This window comes from Enterobacter cloacae complex sp. 394I7, from assembly GCF_057320345.1.
Genome location: NZ_JBXWCR010000015.1, coordinates 1 through 20,991 on the forward strand (window position 1 = coordinate 1; position 20,991 = coordinate 20,991).

18 protein-coding genes, 2 pseudogenes and 1 riboswitch are annotated in these 20,991 nt (G+C 55.6%); of the genes and pseudogenes, 13 read left to right on the forward strand and 7 right to left on the reverse strand.

The window, feature by feature from the left end; genetic code table 11:
- Window positions 1-435: 435 nt before the first annotated feature.
- A complete protein-coding gene (gene purH, locus AC2FAP_RS23665; protein WP_449541472.1) occupies window positions 436-2,025 on the forward strand; it encodes a bifunctional phosphoribosylaminoimidazolecarboxamide formyltransferase/IMP cyclohydrolase in 1,590 nt (529 codons plus the stop codon).
- 15 nt (window positions 2,026-2,040) lie between these two features.
- The gene (gene purD / locus AC2FAP_RS23670) at window positions 2,041-3,333 is read left to right on the forward strand and encodes a phosphoribosylamine--glycine ligase (protein WP_410395730.1); all 1,293 of its coding nucleotides are present in this window, start codon (window positions 2,041-2,043) and stop codon (window positions 3,331-3,333) included.
- Window positions 3,334-3,376: 43 nt separating this feature from the next.
- Here purD and AC2FAP_RS23675 read toward each other — a convergent pair whose 3' ends face one another.
- The 5 genes from AC2FAP_RS23675 to hemE all read right to left on the reverse strand — a co-directional run bounded on the left by AC2FAP_RS23675 (window position 3,377) and on the right by hemE (window position 6,917).
- Window positions 3,377-4,069 carry a DUF1481 domain-containing protein gene (locus AC2FAP_RS23675; RefSeq protein ID WP_449541473.1) on the reverse strand — a complete coding sequence of 231 codons (693 nt, stop codon included), beginning with the start codon at window positions 4,067-4,069 and terminating at the stop codon, window positions 3,377-3,379.
- Window positions 4,070-4,080: 11 nt separating this feature from the next.
- The gene (gene hupA, locus AC2FAP_RS23680) at window positions 4,081-4,353 is read right to left on the reverse strand and encodes a nucleoid-associated protein HU-alpha (protein WP_002445246.1); all 273 of its coding nucleotides are present in this window, start codon (window positions 4,351-4,353) and stop codon (window positions 4,081-4,083) included.
- A 186-nt stretch (window positions 4,354-4,539) separates the two neighbouring features.
- Window positions 4,540-5,130 (reverse strand): YjaG family protein, encoded by a 591-nt coding sequence (locus AC2FAP_RS23685; RefSeq protein ID WP_014168169.1) that lies wholly within the window; start codon window positions 5,128-5,130, stop codon window positions 4,540-4,542.
- A 44-nt stretch (window positions 5,131-5,174) separates the two neighbouring features.
- A complete protein-coding gene (gene nfi / locus AC2FAP_RS23690; RefSeq protein WP_025206412.1) occupies window positions 5,175-5,843 on the reverse strand; it encodes a deoxyribonuclease V in 669 nt (222 codons plus the stop codon).
- Window positions 5,844-5,852: 9 nt separating this feature from the next.
- Window positions 5,853-6,917, reverse strand: a complete 1,065-nt coding sequence (gene hemE / locus AC2FAP_RS23695) for a uroporphyrinogen decarboxylase (protein ID WP_020882986.1) — start codon at window positions 6,915-6,917, stop codon at window positions 5,853-5,855.
- Between the two features lies 1 nt (window position 6,918).
- Between hemE and AC2FAP_RS23700 the strand changes: the two are divergent.
- Window positions 6,919-7,008, forward strand: a pseudogene (locus tag AC2FAP_RS23700) (hypothetical protein); the annotation flags it as partial.
- On the opposite strand, the pseudogene nudC reads toward AC2FAP_RS23700, so the two are convergent.
- Window positions 6,977-7,729 (reverse strand): annotated as a pseudogene (nudC, locus tag AC2FAP_RS23705) (NAD(+) diphosphatase); the annotation flags it as partial. The pseudogenes AC2FAP_RS23700 and nudC overlap by 32 nt on opposite strands.
- A 95-nt stretch (window positions 7,730-7,824) precedes the next feature.
- Here nudC and AC2FAP_RS23710 point away from each other — a divergent pair.
- The 10 genes from AC2FAP_RS23710 (at window position 7,825) to AC2FAP_RS23755 (ending at window position 16,651) form a co-directional block, all read left to right on the forward strand.
- Window positions 7,825-8,322 (forward strand): Rsd/AlgQ family anti-sigma factor, encoded by a 498-nt coding sequence (locus AC2FAP_RS23710; protein ID WP_014168165.1) that lies wholly within the window; start codon window positions 7,825-7,827, stop codon window positions 8,320-8,322.
- Window positions 8,323-8,420: 98 nt separating this feature from the next.
- Window positions 8,421-8,530: riboswitch (TPP riboswitch) on the forward strand.
- Window positions 8,531-8,608: 78 nt separating this feature from the next.
- A complete protein-coding gene (gene thiC, locus AC2FAP_RS23715; RefSeq protein WP_149376851.1) occupies window positions 8,609-10,504 on the forward strand; it encodes a phosphomethylpyrimidine synthase ThiC in 1,896 nt (631 codons plus the stop codon).
- Window positions 10,504-11,139, forward strand: coding sequence for a thiamine phosphate synthase (thiE, locus tag AC2FAP_RS23720; protein WP_049022679.1), 636 nt, complete (start codon window positions 10,504-10,506; stop codon window positions 11,137-11,139). Before thiC ends, thiE begins: the two co-directional genes overlap by 1 nt.
- Complete coding sequence (locus AC2FAP_RS23725; RefSeq protein ID WP_279260108.1) at window positions 11,132-11,887, forward strand: HesA/MoeB/ThiF family protein; 756 nt, start codon at window positions 11,132-11,134, stop codon at window positions 11,885-11,887. The genes thiE and AC2FAP_RS23725 overlap by 8 nt, the downstream gene beginning before the upstream one ends.
- The gene (thiS, locus tag AC2FAP_RS23730) at window positions 11,871-12,071 is read left to right on the forward strand and encodes a sulfur carrier protein ThiS (RefSeq protein ID WP_014168161.1); all 201 of its coding nucleotides are present in this window, start codon (window positions 11,871-11,873) and stop codon (window positions 12,069-12,071) included. The genes AC2FAP_RS23725 and thiS overlap by 17 nt, the downstream gene beginning before the upstream one ends.
- Before the next feature lies 1 nt (window position 12,072).
- Window positions 12,073-12,843 (forward strand): thiazole synthase, encoded by a 771-nt coding sequence (thiG, locus tag AC2FAP_RS23735; protein ID WP_014168160.1) that lies wholly within the window; start codon window positions 12,073-12,075, stop codon window positions 12,841-12,843.
- The gene (gene thiH, locus AC2FAP_RS23740; RefSeq protein WP_422714558.1) at window positions 12,840-13,973 is read left to right on the forward strand and encodes a 2-iminoacetate synthase ThiH; all 1,134 of its coding nucleotides are present in this window, start codon (window positions 12,840-12,842) and stop codon (window positions 13,971-13,973) included. The genes thiG and thiH overlap by 4 nt, the downstream gene beginning before the upstream one ends.
- Window positions 13,974-14,302: 329 nt before the next feature.
- Window positions 14,303-15,844: a sensor domain-containing diguanylate cyclase gene (locus AC2FAP_RS23745; protein WP_333170092.1), complete on the forward strand. Its 1,542-nt coding sequence runs from the start codon at window positions 14,303-14,305 to the stop codon at window positions 15,842-15,844.
- 180 nt (window positions 15,845-16,024) lie between these two features.
- Window positions 16,025-16,330 carry a PTS sugar transporter subunit IIB gene (locus tag AC2FAP_RS23750; protein WP_014068453.1) on the forward strand — a complete coding sequence of 102 codons (306 nt, stop codon included), beginning with the start codon at window positions 16,025-16,027 and terminating at the stop codon, window positions 16,328-16,330.
- Between the two features lie 3 nt (window positions 16,331-16,333).
- Window positions 16,334-16,651, forward strand: coding sequence for a PTS lactose/cellobiose transporter subunit IIA (locus AC2FAP_RS23755; protein WP_014168157.1), 318 nt, complete (start codon window positions 16,334-16,336; stop codon window positions 16,649-16,651).
- 59 nt (window positions 16,652-16,710) lie between these two features.
- Here AC2FAP_RS23755 and rpoC read toward each other — a convergent pair whose 3' ends face one another.
- The gene (rpoC, locus tag AC2FAP_RS23760) at window positions 16,711-20,934 is read right to left on the reverse strand and encodes a DNA-directed RNA polymerase subunit beta' (protein WP_014168156.1); all 4,224 of its coding nucleotides are present in this window, start codon (window positions 20,932-20,934) and stop codon (window positions 16,711-16,713) included.
- Between the last annotated feature and the right edge of the window lie 57 nt (window positions 20,935-20,991).

The following is a 20,991-nucleotide window of genomic DNA, read 5'->3' on the forward strand; positions in this document are numbered from 1 at the left end:
TAAATTGTTAAAGAGCAGTTGCGACGCGGCTTACAGCTCACCGTCGCGAGGTGGCGTATATTACGCTTTCCTCTTTCAGAGTCAACCCTGATGTTCAGGATTTTTTCTCTTCAACCGACCGGGTTAACTGTGAAGTGATTCACATCCGCCGTGTCGATGGAGGCGCATTATAGGGAGTTCTCTGCAGGCCGCAACCGCTAAATGACAGAAAAATGACTGACTGCTGCATTCCCCAGCAAAACCCCGCCTTATACCCTTTTACACACAGACTTATCCACAGAGATACGAAAAAATGAAAATTCGCGAGCGTTGCGCAAACGTTTTCGTTAAAATGCTCGCGCTTAACAAGGATGCCTCGTCAGGTGTGTTAGATGAGTTTTTCGCTGGAAAATTCATCTAACGCTCTCTGTAATCGTGAAATCCAGGGGATTTACCATGCAACAACGTCGTCCAGTCCGCCGCGCTCTGCTCAGTGTTTCTGATAAAGCCGGTATCGTCGAATTCGCTCAGGCACTTTCTGCACGCAGTGTGGAGCTGCTTTCTACAGGTGGTACCGCTCGCCTGTTAGCAGAGAAAGGTCTGCCGGTAACCGAAGTGTCCGATTACACCGGTTTTCCGGAAATGATGGATGGACGCGTCAAGACCCTGCACCCGAAGGTCCACGGCGGTATTCTTGGCCGTCGCGGCCAGGACGACGGCATTATGGAAAAGCATGATATCGCGCCAATCGACATGGTCGTCGTTAACCTCTACCCGTTCGCGCAGACCGTTGCCCGCGAAGGCTGCTCTCTGGAAGACGCCGTCGAAAACATTGATATCGGCGGCCCAACCATGGTGCGCTCAGCGGCTAAGAACCATAAAGATGTTGCCATCGTGGTGAAGAGCAGCGACTACAACACCATTATTAATGAGATGGATGCCAACGAAGGGTCGCTGACGCTGGAGACGCGTTTCGACCTCGCCATCAAAGCATTCGAGCACACCGCCGCGTACGACAGCATGATCGCCAACTACTTCGGTAGCCTGGTGCCTGCTTATCATGGCGAAAGCACTGAACCTTCCGGCCGCTTCCCGCGTACGCTGAACCTGAACTTCATTAAGAAGCAGGATATGCGTTACGGAGAGAACAGCCACCAGCAGGCTGCCTTCTATATAGAAGAAGAGGTAAAAGAAGCCTCTGTTGCGACCGCACAGCAGGTTCAGGGCAAGGCACTCTCCTATAACAACATCGCTGACACCGATGCAGCGCTCGAGTGCGTGAAAGCGTTCAGTGAACCCGCCTGCGTAATCGTGAAGCACGCGAACCCATGTGGCGTAGCGGTAAGCACCTCCATTCTCGACGCCTATGATCGCGCGTATAAAACCGACCCAACCTCCGCATTCGGCGGCATTATCGCCTTCAACCGCGAGCTGGACGCTGACACAGCACAGGCCATCATCTCCCGTCAGTTTGTCGAAGTGATCATCGCTCCTTCTGCATCCGACGAAGCCCTGAAAATCACCGCGGCAAAACAGAACGTGCGCGTACTGGTGTGCGGCCAGTGGGCTGAGCGCGTACCGGGTCTGGACTTCAAACGCGTGAACGGCGGTCTGCTGGTTCAGGATCGCGATCTGGGCATGGTCACCGCGGGCGATCTGCGCGTCGTGACGAAACGCCAGCCTACCGAGCAGGAACTGCGTGACGCGCTGTTCTGCTGGAAGGTTGCGAAGTTCGTGAAATCCAACGCGATTGTCTATGCAAAAGAGAACATGACCATCGGAATAGGCGCAGGCCAGATGAGCCGCGTTTACTCCGCGAAAATTGCCGGTATCAAAGCGGCCGATGAAGGTCTGGAAGTGAAAGGCTCGGCAATGGCCTCTGACGCCTTCTTCCCGTTCCGTGACGGTATCGACGCTGCTGCTGCAGTGGGCATTACCTGTGTTATCCAGCCTGGCGGCTCAATCCGTGACGACGAAGTCATTGCCGCTGCTGACGAACACGGTATTGCGATGATCTTCACCGACATGCGTCACTTCCGCCATTAATCCACGGAGCAGAAAATGAAAGTATTAGTCATTGGTAATGGCGGGCGCGAGCACGCTCTGGCGTGGAAAGCGGCCCAGTCGCCGCAGGTGAAAACCGTCTTTGTGGCACCGGGTAATGCCGGTACTGCGCTGGAACCCACGTTACAGAACGTCGCTATCGGCGTGACCGATATCCCGGCCCTGTTGAGCTTTGCTCAGCAGGAGAAAATCGATTTGACCATCGTGGGTCCGGAAGCGCCGCTGGTGATTGGCGTCGTTGACGCCTTCCGGGCTGCTGGCCTGCAAATCTTCGGCCCAACGGAAGGGGCTGCACAGCTGGAAGGTTCGAAAGCCTTCACCAAAGATTTCCTCGCACGTCATAACATCCCGACGGCGGAATATCAGAATTTCACCGAAGTAGAGCCAGCCCTGGCTTACTTACGTGAAAAAGGTGCGCCTATCGTTATCAAAGCCGACGGTCTGGCCGCCGGTAAAGGCGTTATCGTAGCGATGACGCTCGAGGAAGCCGAAGCCGCGGTTCAGGATATGCTGGCAGGCAACGCCTTTGGCGATGCGGGCCATCGCATCGTGATTGAAGAGTTCCTTGACGGTGAAGAGGCGAGCTTTATCGTGATGGTCGACGGCGAGCATGTTCTGCCGATGGCCACCAGCCAGGATCATAAACGCGTTGGCAATGCAGATACCGGGCCGAACACCGGCGGTATGGGCGCTTACTCCCCTGCCCCTGTGGTCACTGACGAAGTGCATCAGCGCACCATGGACCGCATTATCTGGCCAACCGTCAAAGGCATGGCTGCTGAAGGTAATACTTACACCGGTTTCCTCTATGCAGGCCTGATGATCGACAAACAGGGCAATCCGAAGGTGATTGAGTTCAACTGCCGCTTCGGCGATCCGGAAACACAGCCAATCATGCTGCGCATGAAATCTGACCTGGTGGAACTGTGTCTTGCCGCCTGTGAAGGTAAGCTGGATGAGAAAACGTCTGAGTGGGATGAACGTGCTTCTCTGGGCGTGGTGATTGCTGCAGGCGGTTATCCGGGCAATTACAATACCGGTGATGAGATCCACGGTTTACCGCTGGAAGAATTGGAAGGCGCGAAGGTATTCCACGCCGGCACAAAGCTGTCTGACGACGATCGCGTGCTGACCAATGGCGGCCGTGTACTGTGCGCGACCGCGCTGGGTCACACCGTTGCAGAAGCACAGAAGCGTGCCTATGCGCTGATGGCAGATATTCACTGGGACGGTAGCTTTAGCCGCCAGGATATCGGCTATCGCGCAATTGCGCGTGAGCAGGGCGAGTAATTCTTCTGCCAGCCCCTCTCCCGTCAGGGAGAGGGGACGTCACTCAAAAACTCTTTTCAGTCGGCTGCCAGGTGCAGAAGTCTTCGTTCGCGACCAGCAGCAGTTGAGAACCTTCCGGCGCTTCCAGCCACGCCACACTCACTTCCATGGATGAATGCCGCTGACGGCGCTCAATATGTTCGGTTGCCCAGGCTTCAAGCTCAGGCTTAACGGTTTGCCCTTCGCAGGTTGTTACCGTGCCATCGGCATGCCAGCGCCCCTGGCGCAGCACAACGCGTCCCTGACGCAGCGCATCGCTGGTCTGGCGGATTTGTTCGGCACGATAACGATAGAGTGCGACTTGATCGCTGGAAAGCTGCTGTTTTTGACCGCTGACTTCCCGCTGCATAAAGCTCAGCTCGCCATGGTCATCAAAACGCACTTTCACATGTTCGGGGGTCTTGCTGTAGACATTCAGTTCTATCAGCGACAGGTCATCGCCCTGCCAGCGATACTCCGCGGTCGACGTATTGCCGTTATGCCACGGACTGAAAGCAGAAAGCAGATGCACTTCGCCGCCAGAATCTTTGCGCCAGATCCTCACCGCACCCTGGTTGTCAGCGTAGCCGCTGGCGGTAAACGGTGGCAGAGAGGTGTCGTGGCTACAGGCGGACAGAAACATCACGCCCGCCAGCGCGAAAAGACCGCGCCAGACATACAAAAGGGGCGTTGCCGCCCCTTCGTTAAAACTGTTCACTGCCACGCGTCTTACTTAACAGCGTCTTTCAGTGCTTTACCAGAAACAAATGCCGGCACGTTAGCTGCGGCGATTTTGATTTCTTTACCGGTCTGCGGGTTGCGGCCAGTACGCTCAGCGCGGTGGTTCACTTTGAAGGTACCGAAACCAACCAGTTGTACAGCATCACCTTCTTTCAGAGACTCAGTAATAGCAGCCAGGGTAGATTCCAGAGCAGCTTTAGCCTGCACTTTAGACAGATCAGCCTTGTCCGCAATTACATCAATCAGTTGAGTCTTGTTCATAAGTTATCCTTTCAATGTGTTTATCGCTTGCTAAGCATCGAGTGCGACGAAAATGCCAAAAAAGCACTCTCCTGCATACACGCACCGATAGCCACTTTTTTTCGCCCCCCAAATGTAGACCAGACAAGGGGCGAAAGGGAAGAGTCGAGGAGCGACAAAACGAGCGTTATATCAAGTTTTGTTGTCTCATTGGTTAAAAATTATACCAATATTGCTCTCACCAGCCTCACGTAAGTCCGCACGGAGCCCTTTTATCAGCTCAATATCGCGTTCTTCACACTCTGCCAGCAGGCGGAAAATTTCCCACTGGATATCCCATTCCTGCTCAACCGCGGGGTTCACTCGCAGCTCTTCGTCGGTCATTTCCCGACCTTCCTGGGTCATTTCCAGCATCGCGACGGTCGTAATGGATGCCTTGCTGACTTCGATAGCATGCTCCAGCGTTTCACCGCTCAGACGGGAATGAATCAGTTCGCTTAATGCCACGCAGGCATCAATGGCCGGATAGACACCATACAGGTCGTAGTCATCCGCCGCCGGGATCGCCTCTTCAAGCTTTTCAAGCTGAGAGTCGAAGTTCACCTTAGCGTCTTTGACCGTCAGCGTCTCCCAGATTAAATCCAAGATGCGGCGATAAATCTGCCCTTCACCAAAGCCTGTCTGCTTGCAGAACGCGGCATAGTTGGGATACATGCGCTCGCACAGGCAAGCCATAAAAGTCACGTGCTGCCAGCTTTCCAGCTTCTCAAGGCGCAGATGAATCGGGTTTTGTAGCATGATGAGGTCTCGAATCGAAAATTAGCCGCAGTTTACCTGAATCATCACTGAATTTCTTGCCAACGCGTAAAAGCCGGACGCCCTGACGCTACCGCATCAGCCCAGCGGGTGGGCTCCGGTAAGCGATACCCTTTCATGCAGCGCTGCACCCACGCCAGCGCACTGTCCGTGCTCACCCGATGCCCGGTGGCGATAAACAGGGGGTTACAACGCGCTTTACTGCGCCAGACCCACGCCAGTTGCTCACCCTTATCGATGAGAGGTGCCAGCGCGCCTGGCTCGGCGGAGAGCGGCTCAAACGCACCGCACAGACGTTTTTTAGCCACACCGATGGTGGGGACATCCACCAGCAGCCCAAAATGGCTGGCGACGCCTAAGCGGCGCGGATGAGAGATACCATGGCCGTCGACAAACAGCAGGTCGGGTTTTTGCGAGAGTTGCTCCCACGCTGCCAGCAGCGCGGGATATTCACGGAATGAGAGAAAGCCAGGAATGTACGGCATGGTGGTGGCGATACGCGCCACCTTGTACTCCACCAGTTCCAGCGAGGGATACTTCAGCAGCACCATTGCCGCCCGCGTCACTTCACCTCCCTGCTCAAACCCCACATCTGCTCCGCCAATGTACTGCGGCGGGTCTGTGTCCAGACGATCCTCACGGATCACGGATGAGGCCAGTTCTATCTGTTGAGCGCGTAATGACGCGAGATCCATAACCACTCCTTACTGATGATAATGTGCAGAAAGTCGGTGCACCGCCTCCACAAACGCGCCAGCGTGTTCTGGCGGTACATCCTGATGAATACCGTGCCCGAGGTTGAACACGTGTCCTTCGCCCTGGCCGAAACCAGCAAGAATGGAGGCCACCTCTTCCTCAATACGGGCAGGCTGAGCATAGAGCATAGACGGGTCCATGTTGCCCTGCAGCGCCACTTTGTCACCCACGCGACGGCGCGCATCGGCAATATCGGTTGTCCAGTCGAGACCCAACGCGTCACAGCCGGTTGCGGCCATGGCTTCCAGCCACTGCCCGCCGCCTTTGGTGAACAGCGTCACCGGCACCCGGCGACCTTCGTTTTCACGCAGCAGGCCATCGACGATTTTATGCATGTAATACAGCGAGAACTGCTGGTAATCGCGCCCGGTCAGCACGCCGCCCCAGGTATCGAAAATCATCACCGACTGCGCGCCTGCTTTAATCTGCGCGTTAAGATAGAGTGTGACGCTCTTCGCCAGCTTGTCGAGCAGCGTATGCAGCGCCTGTGGCTCCGCGTACATCATCTTTTTAATGACGGTAAAGGCTTTGCTGCTGCCACCTTCCACCATATAGGTCGCCAGCGTCCACGGGCTGCCTGAGAAGCCAATCAGCGGCACTTCGCCTTTCAGTTCACGGCGAATTGTGCGCACGGCGTTCATCACATACCCCAGCTCCTGCTCAGGATCCGGTACCGGCAGCTTATCAACGTCGGCTTTGCTTTTGATCGGGGAGGTGAAACGCGGACCTTCACCGGTTTCGAAATAGAGCCCAAGGCCCATGGCATCCGGAATGGTCAGAATGTCCGAAAAGAGAATAGCGGCATCCAGCGGGTAGCGGCGCAGCGGCTGGAGCGTCACTTCGCAGGCCAGCTCGGCATTTTTGCACAGCGACATAAAATCACCCGCCTGCGCACGCGTGGCTTTGTACTCTGGCAGATAGCGCCCCGCCTGGCGCATCATCCACACCGGGGTGACATCAACGGGCTGGCGCAGCAGCGCACGCAGATAACGATCGTTCTTCAGTTCGGTCATTTTGCAGTTCCTTATTGCGTCAGTCCGTGAGTGTAACACTACTCATACTCGGCCCGACACATTGCCACGGTATCTTCTATCAGCCGACGGGCTACCGTTCCCGGCGGGGGTAACAGTGGCAAATCGTCATAACGGTACCAGTTCGCGTCCAGCAGCTCTTTCTGGTCGATAACAATCTCACCGCTATCGTATTCGGCCATAAACGCCGTCATCAGCGACTGCGGGAACGGCCACGGCTGAGACGTCACGTAATGCAGGTTCTTCACCCGGATCCCGCTCTCTTCCATCACTTCACGCGCCACCGCCTGCTCCAGCGTTTCGCCCACTTCAACGAACCCGGCAAGAACAGTATGAATGCCGTTGCGATGGCGGGTATGTTGCGCCAGCAGAATGGAATCGTCACGCCGGATAGCGACGATAATGCACGGCGCAATCTGCGGATAATAGCGTTCACGGCAGTGGCTGCAGAGCATGGCCCACTCGGTTTTGCTCGGGTGCATGGTATGCCCGCAGTAGCCGCAGTATTTATGCGATCGGTAAAACTCGGCCAACTGCACGCCACGGCCTGCCAGCTGGAACAGGCACACATCGAGATCCAGCACCTGACGAACGGATCCCATGTCCTGGCGGCGAGGCTGCTGGATCAACCACACCGGCTCCCCTTGCCACTCGCCGATCTTCAGTGCAGGCTGACCAACGAGATCGAAACGATCGGCAGTGCCATGGGGTATTTCCCCACCGGGCAGCCATAATTTTTGTTCGTGACTGACAATCCACCAACCCAGATCTGATTTTTCAATAATACGATCCATATCTATTGCACTACCTTCGCTTCACTGACATGTTGTTAGCATTGTGGTTACATTTTGGATAAGCAGAATCAATTCTAAACCTTGCGGAGTCGAACATGTTAAACCAGCTAGAAAGCCTGACTGAGCGCGTTAGAGGAAGTAACAAACTGGTGGATCGCTGGCTACATGTGCGCAAGCATCTACTCGTGGCTTATTACAATCTGGTCGGTATTAAGCCTGGCAAAGAATCGTTTATGCGGCTGAATGAAAAAGCGCTGGATGATTTTTGTCAGAGCCTGGTCGACTACCTGTCCGACGGCCATTTCAATATTTATGAACGCATTATCCGCGAAATGGAAGGCACTAGCCCGTATTTAACGGCATCCAAACTCTACCCGCTGCTGGAAGCCAATACCCAGCAGATCATGAATTACTACGATTCCACCCTCGAGAACGCCATCGATCACGACAACTACCTTGAGTTTCAACAGGCGCTGTCCGATCTCGGCGAAGCGCTGGAAGAGCGATTCTCGCTGGAAGATAAGCTGATCGCTCTCGTGCTGGATAACGATTCTAAGGCCAGCAACGAAGATAACATCGCGCGGCCTGCTTGAGTTCTTAATCGTTAACGAGTAGTTTACAAACATTCGCCCCTCTCAGGAGGGGGTATTACACGAAATCATTCATGCGATAGCGCGAACGATGGCGTGTAAATTTCTTGTCGGAGTGCCCAGTGTGAAAGCACGGGCTGAGACCGTTAATTCGGGATCCGCGGAACCTGATCAGGCTAATACCTGCGAAGGGAACAAGAGTAAAACTGCTGTAGTATCGCCCCCGGGCGATCTCCTCTTGCTTCATCCGTCGTCTGACAAGCCATGTCCTTCACTTTTGGAATGAGCTATGTCTACTACTAAACTGACCCGCCGCGAACAGCGCGCACACGCCCAACACTTCATCGACACCCTGGAAGGCACCGCTTTCCCGAACTCTAAGCGTATTTACATCACCGGCTCTCAGGCGGATATCCGCGTTCCGATGCGCGAAATCCAGCTTAGCCCGACGCTTCTTGGCGGCAGCAAAGAAAACCCGCAGTATGAAGACAACGAAGCCGTGCCAGTCTACGACACGTCTGGCCCATACGGCGATCCTGATGTGGCCATTAACGTGCAGCAGGGGCTGGCAAAACTTCGCCAGCGCTGGATTGACGCGCGTAACGACTGCGAAGAACTGACGGTTCGCAGCTCTGCCTACACCAAAGAGCGTCTGGCCGACGACGGCCTGGACGAACTGCGCTTCGCGGGCCTGCTGACGCCGAAACGTGCGAAAGCGGGCAAATGCGTCACCCAGCTGCACTATGCGCGTCAGGGGATCGTCACCCCAGAGATGGAGTTTATCGCCATCCGTGAAAATATGGGCCGTGAGCGCATCCGTAGCGAAGTGCTGCGCCACCAGCATCCGGGCGAAGGTTTCGGTGCCCGCCTGCCGGAAAACATCACCCCGGAGTTTGTGCGCGATGAGGTGGCCGCTGGCCGCGCGATTATCCCCGCCAACATCAATCACCCGGAATCCGAACCGATGATTATCGGCCGCAACTTCCTGGTGAAGGTCAACGCCAATATCGGTAACTCCGCGGTCACCTCCTCCATCGAAGAAGAGGTCGAGAAGCTGGTCTGGTCAACGCGCTGGGGCGCGGACACGGTAATGGATCTCTCCACCGGGCGTTATATCCACGAAACCCGCGAGTGGATCCTGCGTAACAGCCCGGTGCCTATCGGAACGGTGCCGGTCTATCAGGCGCTGGAGAAAGTGAACGGTATCGCTGAAAACCTCACCTGGGAAGCGTTCCGCGACACGCTGCTGGAGCAGGCTGAACAGGGTGTAGACTACTTCACCATCCACGCGGGGGTGCTGCTGCGCTACGTGCCGATGACCGCGAAGCGTCTGACCGGCATTGTCTCGCGCGGGGGCTCAATCATGGCGAAGTGGTGTCTGTCTCATCATCAGGAAAACTTCCTCTACGAACACTTCCGCGAGATCTGCGAAATCTGTGCCGCTTACGACGTCTCGCTGTCGCTGGGCGACGGCCTGCGCCCTGGTTCCATTCGTGATGCCAACGACGAAGCGCAGTTTGCTGAACTGCACACGCTGGGCGAGCTGACCAAAATCGCCTGGGAGTATGACGTGCAGGTGATGATTGAAGGCCCGGGCCATGTCCCCATGCAGATGATCCGCCGCAATATGACGGAAGAACTGGAGCACTGCCATGAAGCACCATTCTATACCCTGGGGCCGTTGACCACCGATATTGCCCCGGGTTACGACCACTTCACCTCCGGAATTGGTGCGGCGATGATCGGCTGGTTCGGTTGCGCCATGCTCTGCTATGTGACGCCAAAAGAGCACCTCGGTCTGCCCAACAAAGAGGACGTGAAGCAGGGGCTTATCACCTACAAAATTGCCGCCCACGCTGCGGACCTGGCGAAAGGCCATCCGGGCGCGCAAATTCGCGATAACGCGATGTCGAAGGCCCGCTTTGAATTCCGCTGGGAAGATCAGTTTAACCTCGCGCTCGACCCGTTTACCGCCCGCGCCTATCACGACGAAACCCTGCCGCAGGAGTCCGGCAAAGTGGCCCATTTCTGCTCCATGTGTGGGCCAAAATTCTGCTCGATGAAGATCAGCCAGGAAGTGCGTGACTACGCCGCCGCGCAAACCATTGAAGTGGGCATGGCGGATATGTCAGAAACCTTCCGCGCGAAAGGCGGCGAAATCTACCTCAAAAAAGAGGAGGCGTAATGTACCAGCCCGATTTCCCACCCGTGCCCTTTCGTTTAGGGCTCTACCCGGTGGTGGATAGCGTGGAGTGGATTGCCCGCCTGCTGGAGGCTGGTGTACGCACGCTGCAGCTACGCATCAAAGATAAACGCGATGAGGAGGTGGAGAACGATGTCGCCGCCGCCATCGCGCTGGGGCGTCGGTATCACGCCCGCCTGTTTATCAACGACTACTGGCGACTGGCGATAAAGCACCAGGCCTACGGCGTGCATCTGGGTCAGGAGGACCTGGAGACCACAGACCTGAATGCCATCCGGGAAGCCGGTTTGCGCCTGGGTGTCTCGACCCATGACGATATGGAGATTGACGTGGCGCTGGCGGCTCGCCCTTCGTACATTGCGCTTGGACACGTCTTCCCGACGCAAACTAAACAGATGCCCTCCGCGCCACAAGGGCTGGCACAGCTGGCGGCTCACGTGAAGCGTCTTGCGCAGTACCCGACCGTGGCCATCGGCGGGATTAGCCTTGAACGCGCGCCGGCCGTGCTGGATACCGGTGTCGGCAGTATCGCCGTCGTCAGTGCCATCACCCAGGCCGCAGACTGGCAGGCCGCCACCCGGCAGCTCTTACAACTGGCAGGAGCAGGCGATGAATGATCGTGACTTTATGCGCTATAGCCGCCAGATCCTGCTGGAGGATATCGCCATTGACGGGCAGCAAAAGCTGCTCGCCAGCCGGGTTTTGATTGTCGGGCTGGGCGGATTAGGCGCGCCTGCCGCGCTCTATCTGGCCGGTGCAGGCGTGGGCACGCTGGTACTGGCCGATGACGACGAGGTGCATCTTAGCAACCTGCAGCGTCAAATCCTCTTCACCACCGAGGATATCAACCAGCCCAAAGTACACATTACCCGCCAGCGTCTGAACCAGCTGAACCCGGATATTGAGCTCATTGCGTGTCAGGAGCGGCTCAGCGGCGACAGTCTGCTCCGAGAAGTCGCCCTGGCCGACGTGGTGCTGGACTGCACCGACAACATGGCAACCCGCCAGGCGATCAACGCCGCCTGTGTCGCAAAAAATACGCCGCTTATCACCGCCAGCGCGGTGGGATTCGGCGGGCAGATGATGGTCCTGACACCGCCGTGGGCGCAGGGCTGCTATCGCTGTCTGTGGCCAGACGATGCTGAGCCAGAGCGTAACTGTCGCACCGCGGGCATTCTTGGCCCGGTTGTGGGGGTGATGGGTACCCTGCAGGCGCTCGAGGCCATCAAGCTGCTCAGCGGAATGGAGACCGAGCGCAACACGTTGCGGTTATTTGACGCTCGTTCCAGCGGCTGGCGTCATCTGGCGTTACACCGCGCCAGCCACTGCCCGGTATGTGGAGGCGGCAATGCGCATTCTGTTTAACGATGAGCCGATGAAATGCGAGGACGGGCTCACCGTTGCCGTGCTGCTCGATAAGCTTCGCCAGCTCAAGCCGGGAACGGCGCTGGCGCTCAATCAACAGATCCTGCCGCGCGAGCAGTGGGAACATCAGCAGGTCAGTGAAGGCGACCAGATCCTGCTGTTTCAGGTTATCGCAGGGGGCTGAGATGTTACGTATTGCCGATAAAGTCTTTGATTCACATCTGTTTACCGGAACCGGGAAATTCGCATCACCCCAGCTGATGGTCGATGCCATCCGTGAAAGCGGCAGCCAGCTGGTCACGCTGGCGTTAAAGCGCGTGGATCTGCGCCATCACAGTGATGCCATTCTGGCGCCTTTACTGGAAGCTGGCGTCACGCTACTGCCAAATACTTCCGGCGCGAAAACGGCCGAAGAGGCCATTTTCGCCGCCCAACTGGCGCGTGAAGCGCTCGGCACACGCTGGCTGAAGCTGGAAATTCACCCGGATGCTCGCTGGCTGTTGCCCGACCCGATCGAGACGCTGAAAGCGGCAGAAAAGCTGGTACAACAAGGGTTCATCGTTCTGCCTTACTGCGGTGCCGATCCGGTACTCTGCAAACGTCTGGAAGACGTTGGCTGCGCCGCCGTTATGCCGCTGGGCGCGCCTATTGGCTCCAACCAGGGGCTGGAAACCCGGGCGATGCTGGAGATCATCATTGAGCAGGCCACCGTGCCGGTGGTGGTGGATGCGGGTATTGGCGTACCAAGCCATGCCGCACAGGCGCTGGAGATGGGGGCGGATGCGGTGCTGGTGAACACGGCCATCGCGGTTGCCGACGATCCGGTCATGATGGCGCGCGCGTTTCGCATGGCGGTGGAGGCTGGCCTGCTGGCACGGCAATCAGGCCCTGGCTCGCGCAGTTTTCAGGCGCAGGCCACCAGCCCGCTGACCGGTTTTCTGGAGGCAATCTCATGACCACCTTTACCGACCGCTGGCGGCAGCTTAACTGGGACGACATTGCCCTGCGCATCAACAGCAAAACGCCGGTCGACGTCGAGCGCGCACTGAATGCGCGCCATCTGACCCGCGACGATTTAATGGCCCTGCTCTCCCCTGCGGCCAGCGCTTATCTGGAGTCGATGGCCCAGCACGCCCAGCGTCTCACCCGACAGCGCTTTGGCAACACGGTGAGCTTTTACGTCCCGCTCTATCTCTCAAACCTGTGCGCCAATGACTGTACCTACTGCGGCTTCTCCATGAGCAACCGCATTAAGCGTAAGACGCTTGATGAGGAGGAAATCGCGCGCGAGTGTGCGGCGATCCGGGAAATGGGCTTCGAGCATCTCCTGCTGGTCACCGGTGAGCACCAGGGCAAAGTCGGAATGGACTATTTCCGCCAGCACCTTCCTGCCATTCGTCGTCAGTTCGCCTCGTTGCAGATGGAAGTGCAGCCCCTGTCGCAGGATGAGTATGCGGAGCTCAAAACGCTCGGACTGGATGGAGTGATGGTCTATCAGGAAACGTACCACGAAGCGACCTACGCCCGGCATCACCTGAAGGGCAAGAAACAGGACTTCTTCTTCCGCCTTGAAACGCCGGACAGGCTCGGACGTGCCGGGATCGACAAAATTGGCCTTGGTGCGCTGATTGGGCTTTCCGATAGCTGGCGCGTGGATTGCTACATGGTGGCGGAACATCTGTTGTGGCTTCAGCAGCACTACTGGCAGAGCCGCTACTCCATCTCCTTCCCCCGGCTGCGCCCGTGTGCCGGCGGGATTGAACCGGCCTCACTCATGGACGAGCGCCAGCTGGTACAAACGATCTGCGCGTTTCGCCTGCTTGCCCCGGAGGTTGAATTATCGCTCTCAACACGTGAATCACCGGCGTTCCGCGACCGCGTGATCCCGCTTGCGATAAACAACGTGAGCGCATTTTCCAAAACACAGCCGGGCGGTTACGCCGATGATCACCCTGAACTGGAGCAGTTTGCCCCGCATGATGGACGACGTCCGGAAGCGGTCGCCGCGGCCCTGAGCGCGCAGGGGCTGCAGCCGGTCTGGAAAGACTGGGACAGCTGGCTGGGAAGAGCCTCGCAATTACGCTGAAACATACTGCAACTCCGCAGAAATAAAACGAGGCGGCACGGAGAGTCACAACCGGATGATTGTCAGCTATCGTCCGGTTTTTTATTGTCATGTGGTCAGCAACGGACGCTGACCAGGGCGAAAAGCTTCTTCCTCGTTTCGCCCTGCCTCTGACTTATCGTGCACACTGAATTTCTGATTTTATGAGTAATTTCTTAGCCATTCTTAAGATAAATCATCTCGTCTGAAATCGTGTTCCGTATAATTCACAGCTAACCGCAGGACTGCGACTATGCTGAGAGGATATCGGCAGACGAAAAGCATTCACCCTCAGGAATGATGTACAACTCATGGCACTTCACAGCAGAAAACTCTCTTTTACCCGGCCAATAATGGCCAGCTTCGCGGGGATACTGTGCAGTTTTGCACTGATCGCTGTCGTGGTTACGCTTTCGCAGCGAAAGGATTTTCTTGAGGATTATCATAAAATTAATGGTAATTTCACGCATAATCTGGCGGTTAACTATACCGAATCAATGTTGCGTGAAAACGACTATATTCTTGGTCGTTCCGCGATGTACTTTTCCCGCAACGAGATACTGAATGAGACGCTGAACGTCAACCCGACGCAAGGGTTGCAGATGTTGATGCATTTGCAAAACCTGATGCCGACCGTGTCATCCATCTCGCTGGCCGACACGGAGGGGCATTATTTGCACGCTCCAGAAGCGCCTCCCACGGAAAAGAGTAAAAACGTCGATCCGCGGACGCGCCCGTGGTTTGTCGCCCACGCGGAAGCCAGTATTTTCAGCCATTATACCCACCCTTATATGGACTACTTTACCGGGCATCCAACGGTCACGCTTTATAAGCCGTTGATTTCAACAGAAGGCAGACTCAAGGGAACGCTCGCCTTTCATCTTGATTTGGCGTCGATGGGGTATACCCTTCGACAGATGGTGGCTCCTGTACAAGGGGAATTCTTCGTCGTCGAGCGCGACGGAACCGTGGTGCTTCATCCTGATACGGGCGCGCTGTTCAAAAAATACGTGAGCGAAGCGCTGATGGACAAAATGACCAGCGGCGAGGGTCATTTATACGACCGGAAAAGTAAAACCTGGTATTACTACTACTCCTTCACTAACCCGGATTGGTTTGTCATCTACCGGGTCTCTGGCGCGACCCTGACGGATATTACCCGCCACGAAACCACTATCGTTGGCTGGGGATTTGCACTGGCGGCGATTATTATCATTCTCTTCGGTTTATACCTTCGCCATGCCTCGCGTACCGTGCTAATGCATATTATCAACGCCATCAAAACTGGCGATGTCAGCCAGGCACCGCGTCTGGAAGCGATGCTGAGTCATACCATCCAGTCGAATAAAGAGCGTGAGATGGCATATGTCCGCCAGGCAACCCACGATGCGCTAACAGGCTGCAAAAACCGCCGCGCGTTCGATACCGATGTGGAAGAGTTAATGGCGGCTCAACAGCCTTTCGCACTGGCGCTGGTGGACATCGATAACTTCAAATCAATCAACGATACCTGGGGCCACCTTAGCGGCGATATTGTCCTGCGTAACGTGGCGCGTGAAGGGATCCAGATCATGCAACCGCACCACATCTCGGTGTACCGGTATGGTGGAGAAGAGTTTGCGGTGGTCTTCCAGGCTGCGCAAATTGCTGATGCAATCTCGTTGCTGGAAGCGTGGCGTACCACCATTGAAAAACGCGTCTGGCGGGAAGAAAACCTGCAGGTCACGTTCAGTGCAGGCCTGGGGGAATGGCATTTCGAACCGCTGGAGCAATTTGTCGGGAGCGTGGATAACGCACTTTACAGCGCAAAACAACAGGGTAAAAACCGCATCCTTCAGACCTCCATCCGTTAATTTCTTCCCTCCCACGCTGTCCGTTTCGACGGGCAGCGTGCGCTTTCATGCAAAATTGTAACCGGTTTCAGAAAATCACCCATTTCTTTGTGATGCCTGACACACAATCGCGGTAAAGCGGTTGTTGAAGCGGTCTGCACGGGATAATTATCAATAAACACATGTAGATCGAGGCTGATTATGAAGAACATCGTTTTATGCTGTGCAGCGGGAATGTCAACCAGCATGCTGGTTCAACGTATGAAAGACGCCGCGCAGAAAAAAGGGGTTGAAGTCACCATTAAGGCCGTTCCGGTTGCGGAGTTTAAAGATAATATCGCGACGGCTGACATCGTATTGCTGGGGCCACAGGTTAAATACGAGCAGGCTAAACTTCAGGCGCAGGCCGATCCGCTGGGTAAAAAGGTCGCGGTGATCGACATGATGGATTACGGCATGATGAAAGGTGATGTCGTCCTGGAAAAAGCGCTTAAATTACTGGAGTGACCCGTGGAAGATTTAGAAACAACGATCATGGAACTGCTGGTCAACGCGGGAGCAGCGCGCAGTGCTGCCCTTACGGCGTTGCAGATGGCCCGTAAAGGCGACTTTGACGAAGCCGAAAAGGCGATGGAAGAGTCGCGTGAATACGTGAAACATGCCCACACCATCCAGACGCAGCTGATTGGTCTTGATGAAGGGACCGGAAAGCTGCCGGTTAACCTGATCACCGTCCACTCTCAGGATCACCTGATGAACGCGATGGTCATTCAGGACCTGGCGGGCGATATGATTGAGCTGTATCGTCGGCTACCGCTGATAAACTGAAAAATATGCAGACATAAAAAAACCCGCCGAAGCGGGTTTTTTATTTGCTGAATCAACGATTACTCGTTGTCAGAACCACCCAGACCTGCGTTCAGCAGCTCTGCCAGGCTCGCGGATGCATCTTCAGCAGTTACCTGCGGTGCAGCTGGCAGTTCGCCTGCAGCACGACGACGCATACGATCCTGATGGTACGCATAACCGGTACCAGCCGGGATCAGACGACCCACGATAACGTTCTCTTTCAGACCGCGCAGTTCATCACGCTTACCTGCTACAGCGGCTTCGGTCAGGACACGCGTGGTCTCCTGGAACGATGCTGCAGAGATGAAGGACTCGGTTGCCAGAGACGCTTTGGTGATACCCAGCAGATCGCGCGAGAAGGTCGCAGCGATTTTGCCGTTCGCTTCCAGATCGCGGTTAGCGATCTTGACGCGTGAGTATTCAACCTGCTCGCCTTCCAGGAACTCAGAGCTGCCCGCGCTATCGATGGTTGCTTTACGCAGCATCTGACGAACGATAACTTCGATGTGTTTATCGTTAATCTTAACGCCCTGCAGACGGTATACGTCCTGTACTTCGTTAACGATGTAACGAGTAACAGCATGCACACCACGCAGACGCAGGATGTCGTGCGGCGCTTCTGGACCGTCGGAAACCACGTCACCACGTTCTACACGTTCACCTTCGAACACGTTGAGCTGACGCCACTTAGGAATCATCTCTTCGTACGGCTCGCTGCCATCTACTGGGGTGATAACCAGACGGCGTTTACCTTTGGTCTCTTTACCGAAGGAGATGATACCGCTGATTTCAGCCAGGATTGCAGGCTCTTTCGGACGACGTGCTTCGAACAGATCCGCAACGCGTGGCAGACCACCGGTGATGTCCTTGGTACCGCCGGATTCCTGAGGAATACGCGCCAGGGTGTCACCAGAACTGATCTGTACGCCATCTTCCAGCTGTACAATCGCTTTACCCGGCAGGAAGTACTGCGCGGGCATATCGGTACCAGGGATCAGAACATCGTTACCCTGAGCATCAACGATTTTCAGTGCAGGACGCAGATCTTTACCACCGGCAGTACGCTCAGCAGAGTCCAGAACGACCAGAGAAGACAGACCGGTCAGCTCGTCGGTCTGACGAGTAATGGTCTGGCCGTCGATCATGTCAGTGAAGCGGATGAAACCACTTACTTCGGTGATAACCGGCATGGTGTGTGGATCCCAGTTTGCAACGGTTTCACCGCCGGCAACCTGCTCGCCATCACCTTTCGCCATAACAGCACCGTAAGGCACTTTATAGCTCTCTTTGGTACGACCGAATTCGTCGATCAGCTTCAGCTCGGTGTTACGAGAGGTCACAACCAGCTTGCCTGCGGAGTTAACAACAGACTTCGCGTTGCTGAGCTTGATGCTACCTTTGTTTTTCACCTGGATGCTGGATTCAGCAGCCGCACGAGATGCCGCACCACCGATGTGGAACGTACGCATCGTCAGCTGTGTACCCGGTTCACCGATGGACTGTGCCGCGATAACACCGATTGCTTCACCTTTGTTGATGATGTGGCCACGCGCCAGGTCACGACCATAGCAGTGCGCACATACACCGAAATCGGTGTCACAAGATACAACGGAACGAACTTTCACAGAGTCAACAGAGTTCGCTTCCAGCAGGTCACACCACTGTTCGTGCAGCAGCGTGTTGCGTGGAACCAGAATGTCTGCGGTACCCGGCTTCAGAATGTCTTCCGCGGTTACACGACCCAGTACGCGATCGCGCAGCGGCTCTTTAACATCACCACCCTCGATAACCGGGGTCATGGTGATACCTTCGAGGGTGCCACAATCGTCTTCGGTCACAACCAGGTCCTGCGCAACGTCAACCAGACGACGCGTCAGATAACCGGAGTTCGCTGTTTTCAGTGCGGTATCCGCCAGACCTTTACGCGCACCGTGAGTAGAGATGAAGTACTGCAGTACGTTCAGACCTTCACGGAAGTTCGCGGTGATTGGCGTTTCGATGATGGAGCCATCTGGCTTCGCCATCAGACCACGCATACCTGCCAGCTGACGAATCTGTGCTGCAGAACCACGCGCACCGGAGTCGGCCATCATGTAAATGCTGTTGAAGGAAACCTGCTGCTCTTCTACGCCGTCACGGTTAATCACGGTTTCGGTTTGCAGGTTATCCATCATCGCTTTGGATACACGATCGTTCGCCGCAGCCCAGATATCGATAACTTTGTTATAGCGTTCGCCCGCGGTAACCAGACCAGACTGGAACTGCTCCTGGATCTCAGCAACTTCGGCTTCCGCTTCAGAGATGATCTCGTGTTTCTTCTCTGGGATAACCATGTCATCGATACCAACAGATGCACCTGAACGCGCTGCATATGCAAAGCCGGTGTACATTGTCTGGTCAGCGAAGATAACTGTCGGCTTCAGACCCAGAATGCGGTAACAGGTGTTCAGCATTTTGGAGATCGCTTTCTTACCCAGCGCCTGGTTGACGATGGAGAAAGGCAGACCTTTCGGTACGATCATCCACAGAATGGCACGGCCAACGGTCGTGTCTTTCAGGCTGGTTTTCGCGACGAATTCGCCGTTAGCATCTTTTTCATATTCAGTGATACGCACTTTGACACGCGCATGCAGAGAGGCCAGGCCAGCGCGATAGATACGCTCAGCTTCTTTAGGGCCAGTCAGCACCATGCCTTCGCCTTTGGCGTTAACACAGTCACGGGTCATGTAGTACAGACCCAATACAACGTCCTGAGAAGGAACGATGATTGGTTCACCGTTCGCTGGAGACAGGATGTTGTTAGTAGACATCATCAGCGCACGCGCTTCGAGCTGGGCTTCCAGCGTCAGCGGTACGTGAACAGCCATCTGGTCACCATCGAAGTCGGCGTTATATGCCGCACAAACCAGCGGGTGCAGCTGGATAGCTTTACCTTCGATCAGTACCGGTTCAAATGCCTGGATACCCAGACGGTGCAGTGTTGGTGCACGGTTCAGCAGTACCGGGTGTTCGCGGATAACTTCGTCCAGGATATCCCAAACGACAGCTTCTTCACGCTCAACCATTTTCTTAGCGGCTTTGATGGTGGTGGCCAGGCCACGCAGTTCCAGCTTGCCGTAGATGAACGGTTTGAACAGCTCCAGTGCCATTTTCTTCGGCAGACCGCACTGATGCAGACGCAGGTATGGACCTACGGTGATAACAGAACGACCGGAGTAGTCAACACGCTTACCGAGCAGGTTCTGACGGAAACGACCCTGTTTACCTTTGATCATATCGGCCAAAGATTTCAGAGGACGTTTGTTAGAACCGGTGATCGCACGACCGCGACGACCGTTATCCAGCAGGGCATCTACCGCTTCCTGCAGCATACGTTTTTCGTTACGTACGATGATGTCCGGCGCAGCCAGATCCAGCAGACGTTTCAGACGGTTGTTACGGTTGATAACGCGACGATACAGATCGTTCAGATCCGACGTTGCGAAACGACCACCATCCAGCGGAACCAGCGGACGCAGATCTGGCGGCAGAACCGGCAGAACGGTCAGGATCATCCACTCTGGTTTGTTACCAGACTGAACGAACGCTTCCAGCAGTTTGATACGCTTGGTCAGCTTTTTACGCTTGGTTTCGGAGTTGGTTTCGTTCAGCTCTTCACGCAGCTGCTCGCACTCTTGCTCCAGGTCCATGCTTTTCAGCAGGGCCTGAATAGCTTCCGCACCCATCTTCGCGTCGAATTCGTCACCGAACTCTTCCAGCGCGTCCAGATACTGTTCTTCGGTCAGAATCTGGTGGCGTTCCAGGTTCGTCATACCGCCTTCGATAACCACATAAGATTCGAAGTACAGAACACGTTCGATATCGCGCAGCGGCATATCCAGCAGCAGGCCGATACGGGACGGCAGAGATTTCAGGAACCAGATGTGCGCAGTTGGAGATGCCAGTTCGATGTGGCCCATGCGCTCACGGCGCACTTTGGTCTGGGTCACTTCAACGCCGCACTTCTCACAGATCACACCACGGTGTTTCAGGCGCTTGTACTTACCGCACAGGCACTCGTAGTCTTTTACTGGCCCGAAAATTCGTGCACAGAAAAGGCCGTCACGCTCAGGCTTGAACGTACGGTAGTTGATGGTTTCCGGCTTTTTAACTTCACCGAAAGACCATGAACGGATCATGTCTGGCGAAGCCAGAGCAATTTTGATCGCATCAAACTCTTCGGTTTTAGTCTGCGCTTTCAGAAACTTTAATAAATCTTTCACGGATTTGCTCCCGTCGGAGTTAGCACAATCTGGTGTCGGGGGTTAGCCCGACACCAG

Coding starts and splice junctions, on each gene's coding strand:
- purH (WP_449541472.1), top strand. CDS start 436: ATGCAACAACGTCGTCCAGTCCGCCGCGCTCTGCTCAGTGTTTCTGAT.
- purD (WP_410395730.1), top strand. CDS start 2,041: ATGAAAGTATTAGTCATTGGTAATGGCGGGCGCGAGCACGCTCTGGCG.
- hupA (WP_002445246.1), bottom strand. CDS start 4,353: ATGAACAAGACTCAACTGATTGATGTAATTGCGGACAAGGCTGATCTG.
- AC2FAP_RS23685 (WP_014168169.1), bottom strand. CDS start 5,130: ATGCTACAAAACCCGATTCATCTGCGCCTTGAGAAGCTGGAAAGCTGG.
- nfi (WP_025206412.1), bottom strand. CDS start 5,843: ATGGATCTCGCGTCATTACGCGCTCAACAGATAGAACTGGCCTCATCC.
- hemE (WP_020882986.1), bottom strand. CDS start 6,917: ATGACCGAACTGAAGAACGATCGTTATCTGCGTGCGCTGCTGCGCCAG.
- AC2FAP_RS23710 (WP_014168165.1), top strand. CDS start 7,825: ATGTTAAACCAGCTAGAAAGCCTGACTGAGCGCGTTAGAGGAAGTAAC.
- thiC (WP_149376851.1), top strand. CDS start 8,609: ATGTCTACTACTAAACTGACCCGCCGCGAACAGCGCGCACACGCCCAA.
- thiE (WP_049022679.1), top strand. CDS start 10,504: ATGTACCAGCCCGATTTCCCACCCGTGCCCTTTCGTTTAGGGCTCTAC.
- AC2FAP_RS23725 (WP_279260108.1), top strand. CDS start 11,132: ATGAATGATCGTGACTTTATGCGCTATAGCCGCCAGATCCTGCTGGAG.
- thiS (WP_014168161.1), top strand. CDS start 11,871: ATGCGCATTCTGTTTAACGATGAGCCGATGAAATGCGAGGACGGGCTC.
- thiG (WP_014168160.1), top strand. CDS start 12,073: ATGTTACGTATTGCCGATAAAGTCTTTGATTCACATCTGTTTACCGGA.
- thiH (WP_422714558.1), top strand. CDS start 12,840: ATGACCACCTTTACCGACCGCTGGCGGCAGCTTAACTGGGACGACATT.
- AC2FAP_RS23745 (WP_333170092.1), top strand. CDS start 14,303: ATGGCACTTCACAGCAGAAAACTCTCTTTTACCCGGCCAATAATGGCC.
- AC2FAP_RS23750 (WP_014068453.1), top strand. CDS start 16,025: ATGAAGAACATCGTTTTATGCTGTGCAGCGGGAATGTCAACCAGCATG.